Annotated in this window: 13 protein-coding genes; 10 read left to right on the top strand and 3 right to left on the bottom strand. The window is 61.0% G+C overall.

Annotated elements, in window-relative coordinates:
- Positions 1–157: 157 nt before the first annotated feature.
- The 8 genes from OHL11_RS15270 to OHL11_RS15305 all read left to right on the top strand — a co-directional run bounded on the left by OHL11_RS15270 (position 158) and on the right by OHL11_RS15305 (position 8,356).
- On the top strand, positions 158–1,720 hold the full coding sequence (locus tag OHL11_RS15270) for a M16 family metallopeptidase (protein ID WP_263372400.1): 1,563 nt from the start codon (positions 158–160) through the stop codon (positions 1,718–1,720).
- The gene (locus OHL11_RS15275) at positions 1,717–3,162 is read left to right on the top strand and encodes a M16 family metallopeptidase (RefSeq protein ID WP_263372401.1); all 1,446 of its coding nucleotides are present in this window, start codon (positions 1,717–1,719) and stop codon (positions 3,160–3,162) included. The genes OHL11_RS15270 and OHL11_RS15275 overlap by 4 nt, the downstream gene beginning before the upstream one ends.
- Before the next feature lie 123 nt (positions 3,163–3,285).
- Positions 3,286–4,227: a pyridoxal 5'-phosphate synthase lyase subunit PdxS gene (gene pdxS, locus OHL11_RS15280; RefSeq protein ID WP_263372402.1), complete on the top strand. Its 942-nt coding sequence runs from the start codon at positions 3,286–3,288 to the stop codon at positions 4,225–4,227.
- 71 nt (positions 4,228–4,298) lie between these two features.
- Positions 4,299–4,883: a pyridoxal 5'-phosphate synthase glutaminase subunit PdxT gene (gene pdxT / locus OHL11_RS15285; protein ID WP_263372403.1), complete on the top strand. Its 585-nt coding sequence runs from the start codon at positions 4,299–4,301 to the stop codon at positions 4,881–4,883.
- Positions 4,884–4,914: 31 nt separating this feature from the next.
- Complete coding sequence (locus OHL11_RS15290) at positions 4,915–5,652, top strand: cytochrome c oxidase subunit II (protein WP_263372404.1); 738 nt, start codon at positions 4,915–4,917, stop codon at positions 5,650–5,652.
- Complete coding sequence (locus OHL11_RS15295) at positions 5,622–7,337, top strand: cytochrome c oxidase subunit I (protein WP_263372405.1); 1,716 nt, start codon at positions 5,622–5,624, stop codon at positions 7,335–7,337. Before OHL11_RS15290 ends, OHL11_RS15295 begins: the two co-directional genes overlap by 31 nt.
- Positions 7,338–7,352: 15 nt before the next feature.
- Entirely contained in the window at positions 7,353–8,129 is a 777-nt protein-coding gene (locus OHL11_RS15300) for a cytochrome c oxidase subunit 3 (RefSeq protein ID WP_263372406.1), read from the top strand.
- Positions 8,126–8,356: a copper resistance protein CopC gene (locus OHL11_RS15305; protein WP_263372407.1), complete on the top strand. Its 231-nt coding sequence runs from the start codon at positions 8,126–8,128 to the stop codon at positions 8,354–8,356. Before OHL11_RS15300 ends, OHL11_RS15305 begins: the two co-directional genes overlap by 4 nt.
- On the opposite strand, the gene OHL11_RS15310 is transcribed toward OHL11_RS15305, so the two are convergent.
- The 3 genes from OHL11_RS15310 to OHL11_RS15320 are packed head-to-tail and all read right to left on the bottom strand — an operon-like array spanning position 8,353 to position 11,189.
- A complete protein-coding gene (locus OHL11_RS15310; RefSeq protein WP_263372408.1) occupies positions 8,353–9,444 on the bottom strand; it encodes an alcohol dehydrogenase catalytic domain-containing protein in 1,092 nt (363 codons plus the stop codon). The genes OHL11_RS15305 and OHL11_RS15310 overlap by 4 nt on opposite strands.
- Before the next feature lie 18 nt (positions 9,445–9,462).
- Positions 9,463–10,134 carry a phosphorylase family protein gene (locus OHL11_RS15315; protein WP_263372409.1) on the bottom strand — a complete coding sequence of 224 codons (672 nt, stop codon included), beginning with the start codon at positions 10,132–10,134 and terminating at the stop codon, positions 9,463–9,465.
- Positions 10,134–11,189, bottom strand: coding sequence for a LacI family DNA-binding transcriptional regulator (locus tag OHL11_RS15320; protein ID WP_263372410.1), 1,056 nt, complete (start codon positions 11,187–11,189; stop codon positions 10,134–10,136). The genes OHL11_RS15315 and OHL11_RS15320 overlap by 1 nt, the downstream gene beginning before the upstream one ends.
- 223 nt (positions 11,190–11,412) lie before the next feature.
- On the opposite strand from OHL11_RS15320, the gene OHL11_RS15325 reads away from it, so the two are divergent.
- The gene (locus OHL11_RS15325) at positions 11,413–14,976 is read left to right on the top strand and encodes a TonB-dependent receptor (RefSeq protein WP_263372411.1); all 3,564 of its coding nucleotides are present in this window, start codon (positions 11,413–11,415) and stop codon (positions 14,974–14,976) included.
- Between the two features lie 101 nt (positions 14,977–15,077).
- Entirely contained in the window at positions 15,078–16,661 is a 1,584-nt protein-coding gene (locus OHL11_RS15330) for a GH39 family glycosyl hydrolase (protein ID WP_263372412.1), read from the top strand.
- The last annotated feature ends 1 nt before the right edge of the window (position 16,662 follow it).

The raw sequence follows: 16,662 nt of genomic DNA on the forward strand, positions 1-16,662 counted from the left end.
TTGGACGTAACCAGTGTCGCGTCGGGTGACGAGAAAGGCAAGAATCAACCTTGCCAATGGCAACTCTTCTGTGGAAAAACCCGCTCCACGCCGACTATTCGGCGACGCGAGACAGAAAGGCCTCCGTACCCGTCTAATCTCTAACTGCGACATGATGATGCGACGATCTCTCTCCCTCCCGACTCTCCTGCTGACCGCGACACTCGCTCTACCGGCTCTCGCACAGCAACCGAAGCCCGCGAATACCACGGCTCCCTTCGCCGACGCACTTGCCGGTCGCACCACCGTGAAAGTGCTGCCCAACGGCCTGACGATCGTGATCTCCGAGCGACACGAAGCTCCGGTCTTCAGCTTCCACACCACGGTGAACGTAGGCTCCGTCGATGACCCGCAAGGTCAAAGCGGACTCGCCCACATGTTCGAACACATCGCCTTCAAGGGCACGACCGAGATCGGCACGAAGAACTACGAGCAGGAGAAGGTTGCGCTCGCCAATGTCGAGCAGCTCAACCGCATCTACGAAACCGAAGCCCACCGCTCGCATCCAGACCAGCATCAGCTGGAGCGCCTGAAGAAGGCCCGTGAAGAAGCCATCGAAGCCGCGCAGCGCTTCGTCATCCCGAACCAGTTCTCGGAGCTAGCCGAATCGAACGGCGCGGTAGGTCTGAACGCCTCCACCAGCGAAGACTCCACCGACTACTTCTGGTCGATGCCGTCGAACCGCCTCGAACTCTGGGCGTACCTTGAAAGCTCTCGCATCGGCTGGCCGGTCGCTCGCGAGTTTTACAAGGAACGCGACGTCGTCAACGAAGAGCGTCGTATGCGCATCGACTCCTCTCCGCAGGGTCGTCTCGTCGAAGAGTTTCTCGCCGCCGCTTACATGGCGCATCCCTACGGACGCCCCGGTGTGGGCTGGGAGTCGGACATCACGCAGGTGACCGCGACCGAGGCGATGGAGTTTCACCGCAAGTACTATGCGCCCTCGAACATCGTCGTCGCGCTGGTCGGCGACATCGATCCAAAAACCGCTCTGCCGCTGCTTGAGAAATACTTTGGTCGCATCCCTGCCGGGCCGCTGGCCCCGCCACTCACCACTGTCGAGCCTCACCAGAACGCCGAGCGCACCGTCGTCCTGCACGAAGCATCGCAGCCGATCTACATCGAGGGCTACCATCGTCCGGACTTCCACTCCCCCGACGACGCGGTCTACGAAGCGATCTCCGATATCTTCTCGAACGGTCGCACCTCGCGCCTCTATCGCTCGCTCGTGCGCGACCAGCGCATCGCGCTCGCGGCTGAAGGTTTCACCGGCTTCCCCGGCCAGAAGTATCCCAGCATGTTCGCGTTCTACGCTCTGCCCATGCAGGGTCATACCAACGCGGAACTCGCTGACGCGATCCACAAAGAGCTCGACCGCATGAAGACCGAGGACGTGACGGACGACGAACTCGCGCGCTTCAAAGCGTCCGAACGCGCTGCATTGCTGCGCTCACTGGGCGACAACGCCAGCCTCGCCGGCCAGCTTGCCGACTACCAGACACGCTTCGGAGACTGGAAAGCCATGTTTCAAGACCTTGCCGACATCGACAACGTAACCAAGGCCGACATCCGCCGCGTAGCCCAGCAAACCTTCGTCACGGCCAACCGTACCGTGGCCCGCATCGAGTTCAAGGCGCCCACCGCGCCACAAGCTCCGGCGGTCGAAGGAGGTGCCCGATGAAGCGCACACTCGCCGCTGTCTTGTTGATCGCCTCTGCCACGTCCGTCCTTGCGCAGGAAGGCGGCTACCCCCATGAGCGCGCGCCGTGGGAAGAGATCGTCACGCCTCCGCTGCACGCATTCCATCCTGAACCGCCGCGTCACCTCACCCTGCCCAACGGCATCGAGATCTTCCTCGAAGAGGACCACGAACTGCCGTTCATCACCGGGTACATGCGCATTCGCGGTGGCAGCCGTGATGAGCCTGCGGACAAACTCGGTCTCGTCTCGCTCTACGGCCAGAGCTGGCGCACCTCCGGCACCTCCACCACGCCCGGCGACAAACTCGATGACCAACTGGCACTGAAGGCCGCCTCGATCGAAACCGGTAGCGGACAGGCATCGACCTACGTCAGCCTCAACTGCTTCACACAGGACTTCGACAGCACCTTCGCCTCCGCACTCGATCTGCTGCGCCACCCGCAATTCCAGCAGACGAAGCTCGATCTGGCGCGCCGATCTGCGATGACCGGCATCCTCCGTCGCAACGATGAAGCCGACGGCATCGCCGTTCGCGAAGCGCTGCAAATCGCCTACGGCAAGGACAATCCCTACGGCCGCACCACGCAGTTAGCCACGTTGAGCAGCATCATGCTCGACGACTTGAACGCCTGGCACAAGCGCACCGTCGTGGGCTCCAACATCATCGTGGGCATGGTCGGCGACTTCGACGCAAAGGCCCTCGAAGCCAAGCTGCGCAAGGCTTTCGAGAGCATCCCCCGTGGAGAGAAGCTCGCCGCGCCGAAGGTAGCGTTCTCCGACGCCAAGCCGGGCATTTACTTCGCCGCAAAGGACGATGTAAACCAGTCCAACATCTACCTCGTGGGCCTCGGCACCGAAGAGTCGAACCCCGACTACTACGCGCTGAGCGTCATGAACGAGATCTTCTCCGGCGGCTTTGGCTCGCGCGTCGTGCAGGACGTCCGCACACGCCTCGGACTCGCCTATGAAGTCGGCGGCTCCTTCGGCGCAGCCTACGATCACCCCGGCCTCTTTGCAATCAGTGCTGGAACGCGCTCCGCGCAGACCGTCGCGGCCACACAGGCCATCCTCAAGGACGTCGGCGAGCTGCGCACTGAAACGCCTTCGCCCGAGGAACTGAAGCGCGCCAAGGACGACCTGCTCAACAGCTTCATCTTCCGCTTCGACGACACCGAGAAGATCCTCGCGCAACAGATCACGTTGGCGGTCTACGGCTACCCCGCCGACTTCCTCGAGCGTTATCGTGCGGGCATCGAGAAGGTGACGGCCGAAGATGTTTCTCGCGTCGCCAACAAATACGTGCAGCCTGAGAAACTGTCCATCGTCGTCGTCGGCAACCCCGCCGAGCTCGATCCGCCGCTTTCGAAGCTCGGGCCAGTCACAACGCTGGACATCAGCATCCCCGGCGCGCCGAAAGAGTAGTCCCGCGAACGGCATAGGCCTCGGCTCCACCGCCGGGGCCTACGCGCGTTTGCCGCAGAGTTGATAAACTGATCGATAGCGCGTGAACACACGCCGCGCACACTCTTGGAGAACGTAATCACCATGTCGCAGAACAACGGAACCAGCCCCTCGCTTCGCCTCAAGACCGGCCTCGCCGAAATGCTCAAGGGTGGCGTCATCATGGACGTCATGAACGTCGAGCAGGCGCGTATCGCCGAAGAAGCCGGTGCAGTTTCCGTCATGGCACTCGAGCGCGTTCCCGCAATGATTCGCGCGGAAGGCGGCGTGGCCCGCATGGCAAACCCTGCGCTCATCCGCGAGATCATGGCCGTGGTCAACATTCCCGTCATGGCGAAGGCGCGCATCGGCCACTTCGTTGAAGCGCAGGTGCTGCAGTCGCTCGGCGTCGACTTCATCGACGAGAGCGAAGTGCTCACGCCCGCCGACGAACAGTTTCACATCGACAAGCACCAGTTCAAGACGCCCTTCGTCTGCGGCGCAAAGAACCTCGGTGAAGCACTCCGCCGCATCGCAGAGGGCGCAGCGATGATCCGCACCAAGGGCGAGCCTGGTACGGGCGACGTGGTGCATGCGGTGACGCACATGCGCACCATCGTGCGGGAGATGAAGGCTCTCTCGGCTCTGAGCGAGGACGAGCTCTACCACGCAGCGAAGAACCTGCAGGCGCCGTACGAACTCGTGCGCCTGGTCGCGCAGAACGGCAAGCTGCCTGTACCAAACTTCTCCGCGGGCGGCATCGCGACTCCCGCAGACGCAGCGCTCATGATGCAGCTCGGCGCAGAGACAGTCTTCGTCGGCTCGGGCATCTTCATGAAGGACGGCGCCACGCCGCTCGATCTGACGCCGGGCGGCAAGGAACGCGAAGAAGCGATCAGCCGCGCGCGCGCGATCGTCATCGCCACCACGCACTTCAACGATCCGAAGATCATCGCGGACGCGAGCGAGCAGGTAAAGGGTCACATGAAGGGCCTCGCAGCCGCAGCGCTCGAAGAGAAGGACCGCATGCAGACCCGTGGCTGGTAATTGCCTGGGCGAGCTTTCCGATGCGCGCTTGCCCAGCAGGCGCGCATCTTTATGCATTTGAGGTTGATGAGATGAAGAAGGTTCCGACCATTGGCGTGCTGGCTCTCCAGGGCGCATTCGAAGTACACGCCAAGCGCCTCTCCGAGCTTGGTGCCGACGCGCATCTCATCCGCAAACCCGAACAGCTCGATGCGCTCGATGGCCTCGTGCTTCCCGGCGGCGAAAGCTCCACCTTCCTCTGGCATCTAGAGCTCGCAGGCTTCTACGACAAGCTCGACGCCTTCGTGCACTCGAAGCCCGTCTTCGGCACCTGCGCGGGCTGCATTCTGCTCGCCAAGGAAGTGCTGAACCCGACGCAGAAATCCTTCGGCGTGCTCGACGTCGCTGTCGAACGCAACGCTTACGGTCGCCAGAACGATTCGGTGATCCTGAAGGAAGACACGAAGCTCCCCGGTGGGCCACTCGAAACCGTCTACATCCGCGCGCCACGCATCGCGCGCATCGGCAAGAAGGTCGAAGTGCTCGCCAAGCGCGACGATTCACCGACACTCGTGCGCGAGGGCCACGTGCTTGCTGCGACCTTTCACCCCGAACTCTCTGAAGATCGTCGCGTGCATGAGTATTTTCTCGAGATGGTCCGTGACGCAGCGCACTAAACTCTGCGCGCATGGATGAGACAATCGCAGCATGATCGCCGTGGCAGCGCTGCAACTCGCAAACTGGCCGCTGCCCTTCGATGCGGGCAATAACGCGGCGTTTGATCGCTACCTGCGGCTGAATCTCAACGTCATCCTTGTATTGTTTGCCGTCGCGAATGTCATGCTGCTCGTCGGCGTTCTGCTGCGCAAACGCAAGGCCACGCCGTGGCGACAGTTCGCCATCGAGTACGCTCCGTTGACCGTCTTCGCCTGCGCGTTGATTGCGGTCGCCATCTATAGCGAACAGCTTTGGGCACGTCAGCGCTTCGTCGGCGCGGCGCCCGATGCGATGCAGGTCGAGGTCACCGGCGTGCAGTTCGTGTGGTACTTTCGCTACCCCGGTAAGGACGCTCACTTCGGCCAGACCAAGCCGCAGTTCATCGCACCCGGCGAAGGCAATCCGCTGGGCCTTGATCGCAGCGACCCGACGAGCAACGACGACATCGTAACTTCGGAGCTCGTGCTGCCCGCAGGCCGCGAAGTCGACCTCGCGCTCGAATCACAAGACGTGATCCACGGCTTCAGCGTGCCGGAGCTTCGCATCAAGCAGTACGCCACACCCGGGCAACGTGGACATCTGCACTTCACCGCGACGAAGCCAGGCAGCTACGCGATCCTCTGCGCCAACGTCTGCGGCATGGGCCACTATCGCATGACTTCTACCCTGCGCGTGGTCACACCAGAGGAGTTCGCTGCATGGCTTCGCGCGCACGAGGTGAAGCGATGAAGAGCTGGCTGCATCATCGCACCATCGGCTTCGGCTATCTGCTCCTCTCGCTCATCGCGGGCATTGTCGGCGTCTCGCTTTCGCTGGCGATGCGGATTCATCTTGCATGGCCGACGTTCATCTTTCCCCTGCACGGTGAAGTGAAACCGGAAGAGTATCTGGCGCTCGTCACCATGCACGGCACCATCATGCTCTTCTTCGTGATGACGGTCGCCCCGGTCGCAGCCTTCAGCAACCTCTTCCTGCCCGCGCAAATCGGCGCAATACGCATGAGCTTCCCGCGCCTGAACCTCACGGCGCTACTCGTCACAACACTCGCGTTCATCGTTCTCTGCGCCGCGTTCTTCGTGGAAGGCGGCGCTCCCATCGGCGGATGGATGGCCTATCCCCCACTCTCAACAACGCCGCTCGCAGGCCCCGGCCAAGGCCTCGGCATGGACCTCTGGTTGCTTGCCATTGCGCTCTTCGGTATCGGTACGACGATGGGCTCGGTAAACCTCATCACTACCACCGTGCAGCGCCGCTGCGAAGGCATGACGTGGCAACGAATGCCGCTCACGGTGTGGGCCTGGTTCACAGCGTCACTGCTCGTCACCATCTCGTTCACGGTGCTCCTTGCAGCCATTGTTTTGCTCTGCTGCGATCGCCATTTGCACACCGCATTCTTCATTCCTGCCAGCGACTACATCAACGGCACACCTGTTCTCTCGCAGGGTGCGCATCGCGGCACAGGTTCGCCACTGTTGTGGCTCCATCTCTTCTGGTTCTTCGGCCATCCCGAGGTCTACATCGCCATCCTGCCGGGCATGGGGATGACATCCATGGTGCTCGCGAACTTCGCGCATCGCCGCATCTTTGCCTATCGCATGATGATCGTGACGACGCTGCTGATCGGCTTGCTGGGCATCATCGTCTGGGGACACCACATGTTCGTCGCCGGGCTCAACCCCTTCGCCGGAACAATCTTCTCCATCTCGTCGCTTGCCATCGCGATCCCGTCGACCGCCAAGGTCTTCTCGTGGCTCGCCACCGCATGGCGATCGCGTATGAGACTCGCCACGCCCGCGCTCTTCGCACTCGGCTTCGTCTCGTTCTTCATCGCAGGCGGGCTGACCGGTCCGGTCCTCGCGCAGCCGATCCTCGACGAGTATCTGCACAACACGATGTTCGTCGTCGCGCACTTCCACCTCATCCTCGGCATGGCCGCGACCTTTGGGCTCTTCTGCGCCATCTACTACTGGTTCCCGCTGATGTTCGGCACCATGCTCCACGAGCGCCTCGGCAAGTGGCATTTCTGGCTGTCGATCCTTCTCGCGTACTCGACCTTTCTGCCGATGCATTTGACCGGCCTTACCGGCGAGCCGCGGCACTACGCACAGCTCAACGGAATGCCCGGCCCCGCAGCCACGCTGCTTGCCAGCACCATGCCGATGCAGGGACACATCTCTGCGTCAGCGCTGATGCTCGCTACCGTGCAACTGCTCTTCGTGATCAACGTGATCTGGTCGCTGGCCAAACGGAAACCCGCTCCTGCTAATCCGTGGAACGCCACGACGCTCGAATGGAACGCTGAAGCTCATGGCCTGACGCGCGTCTTCCGCGAACCGTGCGATTACAGCGACGATGGCGAAAGCTTCACCCCACAGTGGAGCGAATCGCCCACAACCCGCATCCAAGCGGAGTAATCTGAGAGTGACGCTATGCCTACCGTCCTGACACCGCCGGAGATTCGCCACCGCCCTGAAGCCGAAGAGCCGCGCGAGCACGATGGAGGCAACGGACGCCGTCCGCCCATCGACAAGAAGACCGGCGGCAATGGCGAAGGCGACAACTGGAACGCCCGTCCGCAAGGCAGCCGCGGACCGCGCGAGCGCCTGCGCTCCGCCCGTGTCGGGCTCTTCGTTGCCGTTGCAGGCGATGCGATGTTCTTCGTCGCCATCGTGAGCGCGTTCTTCGTGCAGCGCTCCACCGGCCACTTCGACGCTTACAACCACTACATCAATGAGTGGCTGCCGATCACGCTGCCGTCCGTGCTCTGGATCAACACGGCCTTCCTGCTGCTCTCCTCCGTCACCGCTGAGATCGCACGCGAAGGCATGTTTCGCGAGCACGACGCGCTCGAAGAATGGATTGGTCTCGGTAAGCCCATATCGAAGCGAGCAGGCCTGTGGCTCACCGCGACGCTCGTCTTGGGCGCGCTATTTCTCACCGGACAGTTCATCGCCTGGCAGCAGCTTGCCATGCAGCACGTTTACGCGAGCAACAACCCCTCAAGCCACTACTTCTACCTGATCACTGTGGCCCACGCCGTTCACCTTGCCATCGGCATCGGCGCACTGGTCACCGCGATGGTCATCCTGAAGAAGGGGCGCTCGCTGCTCACGCGACAGATCTGGGTCGATTGCTCGGTCTGGTACTGGCACGCGATGGGACTGCTCTGGATCTTCCTCTTCGCGCTGCTGGAGTTCGGCCAGTGAGTCGCGCAATTCAACGCTTTTCGCAGCAGTATCTCTGGATTGTCGGCTTCGTGCTGCTCATGCACGCAGCCCAATCCTGGGGACAAGGCTGTGCGCTTTGCCTGGACTCCACGCGCGCAACGCCGCCTGTGGTTCAGGCCGCGTATCGTCACGCCATCTTCCTGATGGCGGGCGCAGGAGCCACGATCTTCATCGCGGGCATCCTGCTTTTTCGTCGCGAACGTTAGGGTTTCAGGAAGATCTTCATCGACCCCGGCTGCGGGTTCGACGCCAGATCAATCGCCTCAGCCGCCTGATCGAGTGTGAAGCGATGCGAGATCAGCTTCGTCAGATCGAGCTTGCCCGAGCGATACCCCTCAAAGACCAGATCGATGCCGTCCTGCTGGATCGCCACTGACGCCGAATAGGAACCCATCAGCGTCTTCTCATCCATGCAAACCGCTGCAGGATCGAAGATCGCTTCGCCATGCTGCGTCGAGGCAAAGAGCATCACACGACCGCCCGGGCGGATCGCCTCCATCGCTTGCGCGATGAGCTTATCTGCGCCCACTGCCACCAGCGCCACATCCGCACCGCGGCCCTCGGTGATCTCCTTGCAAGCCTTCACGACATCGCCGCGCGCATCCAGCGGATGATCGAGACCGTACTGCGCCGCCACGGCATGACGCTCGGCGTACATATCGCTCGTCAGCACGGTCGCACCGGTCTGCCGAGCCAGCGCCGCAAGCAGAATGCCAATGCTTCCCTGGCCGATCACGAGCACCGTGTCGTCGGCCTCCAGATTCAGCAGACGAATCGCCTTGAAGCAGGTGTTTACAGGCTCGATCCACGCCGCCTGCTCGAACGGAATGTCATCGGGAATCTTCACGAGGCCGGCAGTCTTCTCGCCATCGCCGACGATCCAATCCATCACGCGGATGTACTCCGCGAACCCGCCGCCTGACGCCGCCCCGACTCCCGCCGTGGTACCCACCAGCTTGTACTTCTCGCACTGCGCAAAGGTCTGCTTGCGGCAGTAGAAGCACTCGCCGCACGGAATGTGGTGAAACGCCATCACACGATCGCCGACAGCGAAGCCCTTCACGCCCTCGCCCACCTTGGCGATCGTTCCGGCCATCTCGTGACCGAACACGCGCGGCGCTGAGTGCGAGCCAGTGTGAATCTTCTTGAGGTCCGTGCCGCAAATACCGCACGAATCGATGCGCACGAGCACTTCGCCTGCGCCAATCTCGGGAACCGGGACCACCTCGGTTCGTACATCGTCCACGCCGCGATAAACCGCGGCCTTCATCGTCTGAGCCACTGCGTCTGCCATCGTCTCTAGGATACCGCGCTACGGCTCTGCAATCACCTGCTGCAGCTTCGCGGTCAAAGCCTTCAACGCACGCGACGAGTCGCCGCCGAGCTTGATCGCTTTCGGCCACATCGCCGGACGCAGCGCCGTGTAGAGCGCAAACGCTCCGGTGCGAAACTCGCCGCGCGGTCCGGCGAACTTCGACAGTCCTTCCAGCTCAAAATCATGCGCGTCAGAGATCGCCTTGATCGCGCGAAACGGAAGATCGCGCGTTCGTGCCAATCGCGCTACGGCCGCTGCCTCCATGTCCACCATCGCCGCGTCGTACGCCAGCGCGAGCCGCGCCTTCTCCGCCACACTTGCGATCACCGGCGTCGTCGCCAGCACAATATCCGTGGTCGACGCCGCACCATACCGCTCGCCCGTTTGCGTGTCCAGCACCACGCGCGCCTCGGCCACGCTTCCGGGCATGAGTCTCGGCGAACACGCCCCCGCAAGCCCCACGGAGATCAGCGTTTCCACATCCCCACAAGCTTCCACCGCCAACATCGCCCGGCCCGCGCCCATACCTGCGGCGACCACCACAGCATTCGGCAGTTCATAGCGTGCAATGCCCTGTTCGAGCGAAACAGCGTCGGGCTTCAGCTTCCCGACGAGCAACGCCAACTCTCGCGGCAACGCAGCCACAATGCCAAAACGCTTCGCAGCCATCAGTTCTTCCTCGGCGGCGGGCAAGTCGAGTCGCGCACGACCAGTTCGGGGTCTACCTGCAACTGCTTCGCGTGGCCATAATCCGTCTGCGTGCCAATCTGCCGCACCACCGTCTCAGCGGCGAGCATGCCCATCGTCTTCAGCGGTTGCCGCACGGTGGTCAAGCCAGGATTCTGGAACGCTGCCGACTGAATGTCATCGAAGCCCACCACGGAAACATCCTGCGGAACCCGGAGCCCCGCCTCACGCAAAGCGCGAATCGCACCGATCGCCGAGACATCGTTGAACGCAAACAACGCTGTGAACGGGACGCCCGCGGCTAACAGTCGTTGCGTTGCAAAATATCCGGGCTCGTGCGAGGGCCCATCTCCTTCAAGCTCCGAGACGAGACGCTCGTCAATCTGAATGCCATGCTCTTCAGCCACTGCAGCAATCGAGTCCCAACGCGGCGCAGTATCCGAGCTGAAGGGCTGGCCCTTGATCACCGCGATGCTGCGGTGCCCCATTCCCACCAGATGCCCAATCGCCAACTCCGCCGCGCGGCGATGGTTCAGCACTATATTCGTGTAGCCTTCCTGCTCGTCCGGGCAGGAGATCGTCACCGTCGGCACCGGCAGATGCGACTCCAGAATCGTATCGATCGCCACCAACGCGTCTACCGACCGCTCAATCAGCAATGCCTGCGAACGCGCGATCAACTCAGGCCGATGATGATGACTGACCAGAATGTAGAAGTACCCCGACTGCAGTAACCCCTGCTCCAAACCCGACAGCACCAGCGTCGTGTAGCCTTCGCTCATCTCCGGAACCAGCACGCCGACGGTATGCGAACGTCCGTGACGCAGCGAGCGCGCCAGCGCGTTCGGCCGATAGTTCAGTTCAGCGGCCGCGGCGAAGATGCGATCCTGCGTCGCTTTGGGAATCGACTTCGCAGCAGGTGCCTGATTCAAAACGCGCGAAATTGCCGCAACAGAAAGCCCTACATGCTTCGCGATCGTTGCCAGCGAGGCGGGCTTCTGTCGGCCGCCCGTCGAGTTCGTTCCATCCTGCGACATCTCTTTATCCTGCCACGTTCTGCGCCGGATAACCCAATCGCGCATGAAGGCATCAGAGCGTAAGGTTCCAAACAGGTCCCTGAGTCCGTAAAAATCAACAATCGTCGCTTGACAGTGGTTACTGCGAAGGCGCATATTGCGGATCGGCTCAAACGTTTGCCTAAACGACCTCGTTGACGGGGCGGTAAGGGCAACGCTCGTAGCAATTTTCTGGAGGCAGTACATGAAGAACATCTCAATCTACGGACGCCGGCTTCGTCCCGCGATGTATGCATTGGGAGCCATCGCGCTCTCGGCATGCTCGGTGAACGTCGCCCATGCGCAATTCCGTACCTCGATTCAGGGCACGGTGACCGATCCGTCGGGCGCCGTCATCCCGAACGTCACCTTGACGCTCAAGGACATTCAGACCAACCAGGTCCGCACGATCAACAGCGATGCATCTGGTGTCTTCTCGTTCCAGGCTCTTCCCGCGGACCACTTCGTCCTCACCGTCACTGGTGCAGGTTTCAAGAAGAAGGTCTACAGCGACCTCACCTTCATCCCCGAGCAGGCCAATTCGCTCTTGGTGCAGCTTGACCTCGGCGGAACGGACACGGTTGTAAACGTTGATGCCTCCTCGGAGCCAGTGATCGACACGCAGACCTCGAACATCGGTGCGACCATCTCGGCAAACACAATTCAGCACATGCCCTCTTTCAACGGAGATGTGTTCACGCTCAGCCAGTTGGCTCCCGGTGCCGTAGCGACCGGTGCACAGTCGGCAGGCGGCGGTGTTTACACGCAACCCGGCAACCAAGGCCCCGGTGGTTCGACGGCAGGGCAACGTCCCACAGAGAACGGTGCTCAGGTCAATTCCAACGGTCAGGGCTACCAGAACAACGCGGTCTCCATCGACGGTATCAGCACGGTCTCGGCAGTATGGGGCGGTACGACCATCATCACGCCGACGCCTGAGGCTGTCGATAACATCCGCATCGTGACAAATGATTACGACGCCGAAGACGGTCGCTTTGCTGGTGCACAGACGCTGGTGACCTCCAAGTCTGGTACGAACCAACTCCACGGCTCAGCCTTCCTGAGCATCTACCGCCCCGGTCTGAATGCGTACAATCGCCGCATCGACCCAGCCCATGATGGCAGCATCACCCCGATCCGCAATAACAACCAGTACAACTACTACGGTGGCTCGCTCGGTGGCCCGCTTTGGAAGGATAAGGTTTTCGCCTTCTTCGCTTTCGAGAGCAGCCCAAAGTCTGTAAACACGCAGTCGCAAGCATGGTATGAAACCGCAGCATTCCGCAACGCGGCACCGGCAGGCAGCATTGCCAGAACCTACATGACCTTCCCGGGCAACGCCCCACAGGGAACACTCGCATCACAGCCCTCCTGCACCAGTGCACAGGTTGGCTTGGCCGAAGGCGTAACCTGCCGCACGGTCGCCGGCGGTCTCGATCTCGGTTCGCCACTTACGAATGGTCTCGGGAATCAAGATCCCACTGCGACTGGTCTACCCTCCGCCCCAGGCGTAGGTAACGGTCTCGACGGAATCGCCGACGTCGCACTCTACAACACCGTGAACCCTACGAACAGCTACTATCGCCAGTTCGCAGGCCGTGTGGATGCAAACGTCACCAGCCGTGACCATGTGTCGTTCACGATGTACTGGGTTCCCCAGGGCAGCACGACATATAGTGGTGGTACTCGTACCTACCAGCTCTATAACCACAACCAGATCAACCAAGCCATGGCAGGGATCTGGAACCACACCTTCAATCCGACCTTTGTGAACGAAGCACGTGCGAACGTTGCAGGCTGGCGCTGGAACGAGATCACGGACAATCCTCAGCTTCCGCTTGGTTTGCCAGTTGCCAACATCGCCGCCTTCGGTAGTGCGACCCCGTCGCAGTTCGGCCCCTCGGTTCCGAGCCATCTGAACCAGTGGACGATCTCGTACAAGGATGTTGCGACCAAGACTCTCGGCGCACACACGATCAAGTTCGGTGCCGATGAAACCAGCCTCCACTATTTGCAGCAGCCGACGGCAGTTCCGAACTACGGCTTCTACAACATGTGGACGTTCCTCAACGACGCACCGGACACCGAATCGGGTAACTTCAACCCGCTCACCGGTATCCCCGGCGGCTCGCGTCAGGACCAGCGTGAGAACCTTTGGGGTGCATTCCTTCAGGACGACTGGAAGGTGATGCCCACCCTTACCCTCCACGCAGGGCTGCGCTACTCCTACTTCGGTGCGCTCACCGACAAGCAGAACGATCTGAATGCCGTACGCATCGGTGACGGCACCACGGGCTGGCAGAACCTCCGCATCGCCAAGGTCGGCGGTCTGTGGAACCCGCAGAAGTTGAACTTCGGACCCCAGCTTGGCTTCAATTGGGCTCCGTCCATGTTCAACAACAAGCTTGTAATTCGCGGCGGATACGGTCTCTCGTTTAACCAGAATGAGATTGCCATCACGGCGAACACGTCCTATAACCCGGGCGCGTCGACCTACTACAACTTCGCGTTCACCAACCCCTCGACCCCGGGAACGGGCGCGAACATCCTTTACGCAACCTCGAGCAGCCCGACCAGCTTGACTGGTTATCCCGCTAACCCGCACGCGAAGACCACATTCAACACGAACGGTCTTCAGACAGCAGGCAGCGCGAACATCATTGCCTTCGGTGATGGTAAGGGCAACCTGCCAACTATCTACGTCGAGCACTACTCACTCGATGCGCAATATCAACTGCCTGCACAGATCGTGGCTTCGGTTGGTTATCAAGGTAGCGTTTCCCGCCACCTCATCAACCACATGACACCGAACTCCTATGCTGTCACTCGCGGCTACACGCTCAATCAACTCGTCACAAGCGGCGACTACTGGGTGAATGACGGCTCGGCGAACAACAATTCCCTTCTCCTCGAAGCCAAGCGCAACATGAACCACGGCCTCTCGCTCGACGCTCAGTTCGCACTGGCAAAGAGCATGGACACCGATGGTTCGGGTCCCTATTACGAGGATCCCTACTACCCTGTTAGCCCCGCGAGCTCCTATGGCCCGTCGGACTTCAACATCAACAAGAGCGCAAAGGTGTTCGGCACCTGGCAGCCTGTCTTCTTCCACGGCGACAAGCGTTGGGTAGAGAAGATTGCTGGCGGCTGGTCGGTCAGCGGCATTTATAGCTGGCACACCGGATTCCCTTGGAGCCCGACTTACAGCCTGCCGTCTTCGCTGTATTGCAACAACTGCGGTTACTCCACCATTCGCCCCTATTACAAGGGTGGCGCCGGAAAGAGCCAGAGCAACGACTCCTTCATCAACGGCACGAACTTCAACAACTATGCTGCTGCCGCAACAGCGGGTGCTGCGAACGCGCCAACGAAGACCATCAACGGTACTGCCCTCACACCGTACGCATACGACAACGCTTACTTCAACATTCCGGACCAGACCAACGCGCTCACCTGGCAGAGCCAGACCGCTGCGGTCACCCCGAATGTGTCGCTTCCTGTTGCTGCAGGCGCACGTCGCAATCAGATGACTGGACCGAGCTACCGCAACGTTGACATGACGATTGCAAAGGCTTTCGGCATGCCCAACACCCGTCTCCTCGGCGACAAGGCGAACCTCGAAATCCGCGCCAATGCTCTCAACGTGTTTAACCTGCTCAATCTGAATCCGAGCAATGTGAACAACAACATCACGCTCTCGAACTTCGGCACCGACGTCACGGCGCTGAGCGGACGTCAGCTTTCCTTCACGGCTCGCTTCAGCTTCTAACTGAGCGATCACAACCATGCACGACCAAGAGCATGTCGGCCAGAACATCGCCGACATGCTCTTTTCTTTACGCCGTATCTGATCCACTGAGGACTTCCGCCATGCATCCACGCAAACTGCTCGCCGCCACTCTTGTCTGCCTGACCCTCGCCGCTCCCGCGCTCAGTAGCGCGCAGCAGGCCGAAAACATCACGATCAATGCGAAAGCTGCGACCACGCCCTTCCCCCACTTCTGGGAGCAGACCTTCGGCTCCGGACGCGCGATCCTCGCCCTGCGCGACAGCTATCGCCAGGACCTCCGCACCGTAAAGCAAGCCACTGACTTCAAGTCCGTCCGCTTCCACGGCATTCTCAACGACGAAGTCGGCATCTATGACCCGGATCGCAAGACCGTTGCCTTCGCGCAAATGAAGAGCAGCGATGTCGTCACTGACGGCTCGGGCGACTACAACTTCTCGTATCTTGATCAGATCTACGACGGCCTGCTCGCGAACAACGTTCGCCCCTTCGTCGAGCTAAGTTTCATGCCGAAGAAGCTCGCTGCCGATCCGAACAAGCTGCATCCCTTCTGGTACAAGCCCATCGTCTCGCCGCCAAGGGATTACGCCGAGTGGGACAAGCTCATCACGGCCTTCGCGCAGCACGTCATCGCACGTTATGGCATCGACGAAGTCGCCACCTGGAAGTTTGAAACGTGGAACGAACCGAACCTCGATTTCTGGGGCGGTGAGCCGAAGCAGGCGACCTACTTCGAGCTTTACGACCATACAGCACGCGCCTTGAAGGCGGTCTCACCGCGCATTCAAATCGGTGGCCCTGCTACTGCGCAGGCCGCATGGGTCGGCAAATTTCTGCAGCACCTCAAGGACGCGAACGTCCCTGCGGACTTTGTCTCCACGCACGTCTACGCGAACGACACTGCGGATAATGTTCTCGGCACGAACGAGAATGTACCCCGCGACACGATGGTCTATCGCGCGGTGAAGATGGTGCACGAGCAGATCCTTGCATCGCCGTATCCCAAGATGCCGTTGATCTTCTCCGAGTACAACGCATCGTACGCGAACGAGCCGAACGTCACGGACTCGCCCTACATCGGCGCGTGGCTGGCGAACAACATTCGCCTTTGCGATGGCCTCACCGACAGCATGGATTACTGGTCGTTCTCGGATGTCTTCGAAGAGCAAGGCGTGGTGCGTACACCGTTCTATGGCGGTTTTGGTCTCGTTGCAGCAGACAACATTCCGAAGGCATCGCTGAACGCGTTCCGCGCACTGCATCGGCTTGGCGTCAATCGGATTGCGGTCGCGTCTGACTCTGCGCTCGCAACGACCGCGAACAATGAGCTTTCGATCGCTTTGTGGAACTATGCTGCGCCCATCGGCACCGGTGCGACGTACACGATGCCGACCGGCCCCGCAGGCCCGGACAAGGTCTTCCATCTCGATGTGAAGAATGCTCCATCAAAGACTGCGCAGCTCTGGCGCGTCGACTGGAACCACGGCAACGCGCTCAAGGAGTTCGACGCTATGGGGCGCCCGCAGGGCTCGCTCACGCGTGCACAAATCGATCGTCTACAGAAGGCAGGAGCGATGGCCGCGCCTGAAGCCGTAAAGCTCACGCACGACACGCTCGACGTCACCGTTCCCGCACAAGGACTCGCTGTCCTCGTCTTCACCAAGTAAG

The sequence above is a fragment of the Granulicella cerasi genome (genome assembly GCF_025685575.1).
Taxonomy (GTDB): domain Bacteria; phylum Acidobacteriota; class Terriglobia; order Terriglobales; family Acidobacteriaceae; genus Granulicella; species Granulicella cerasi.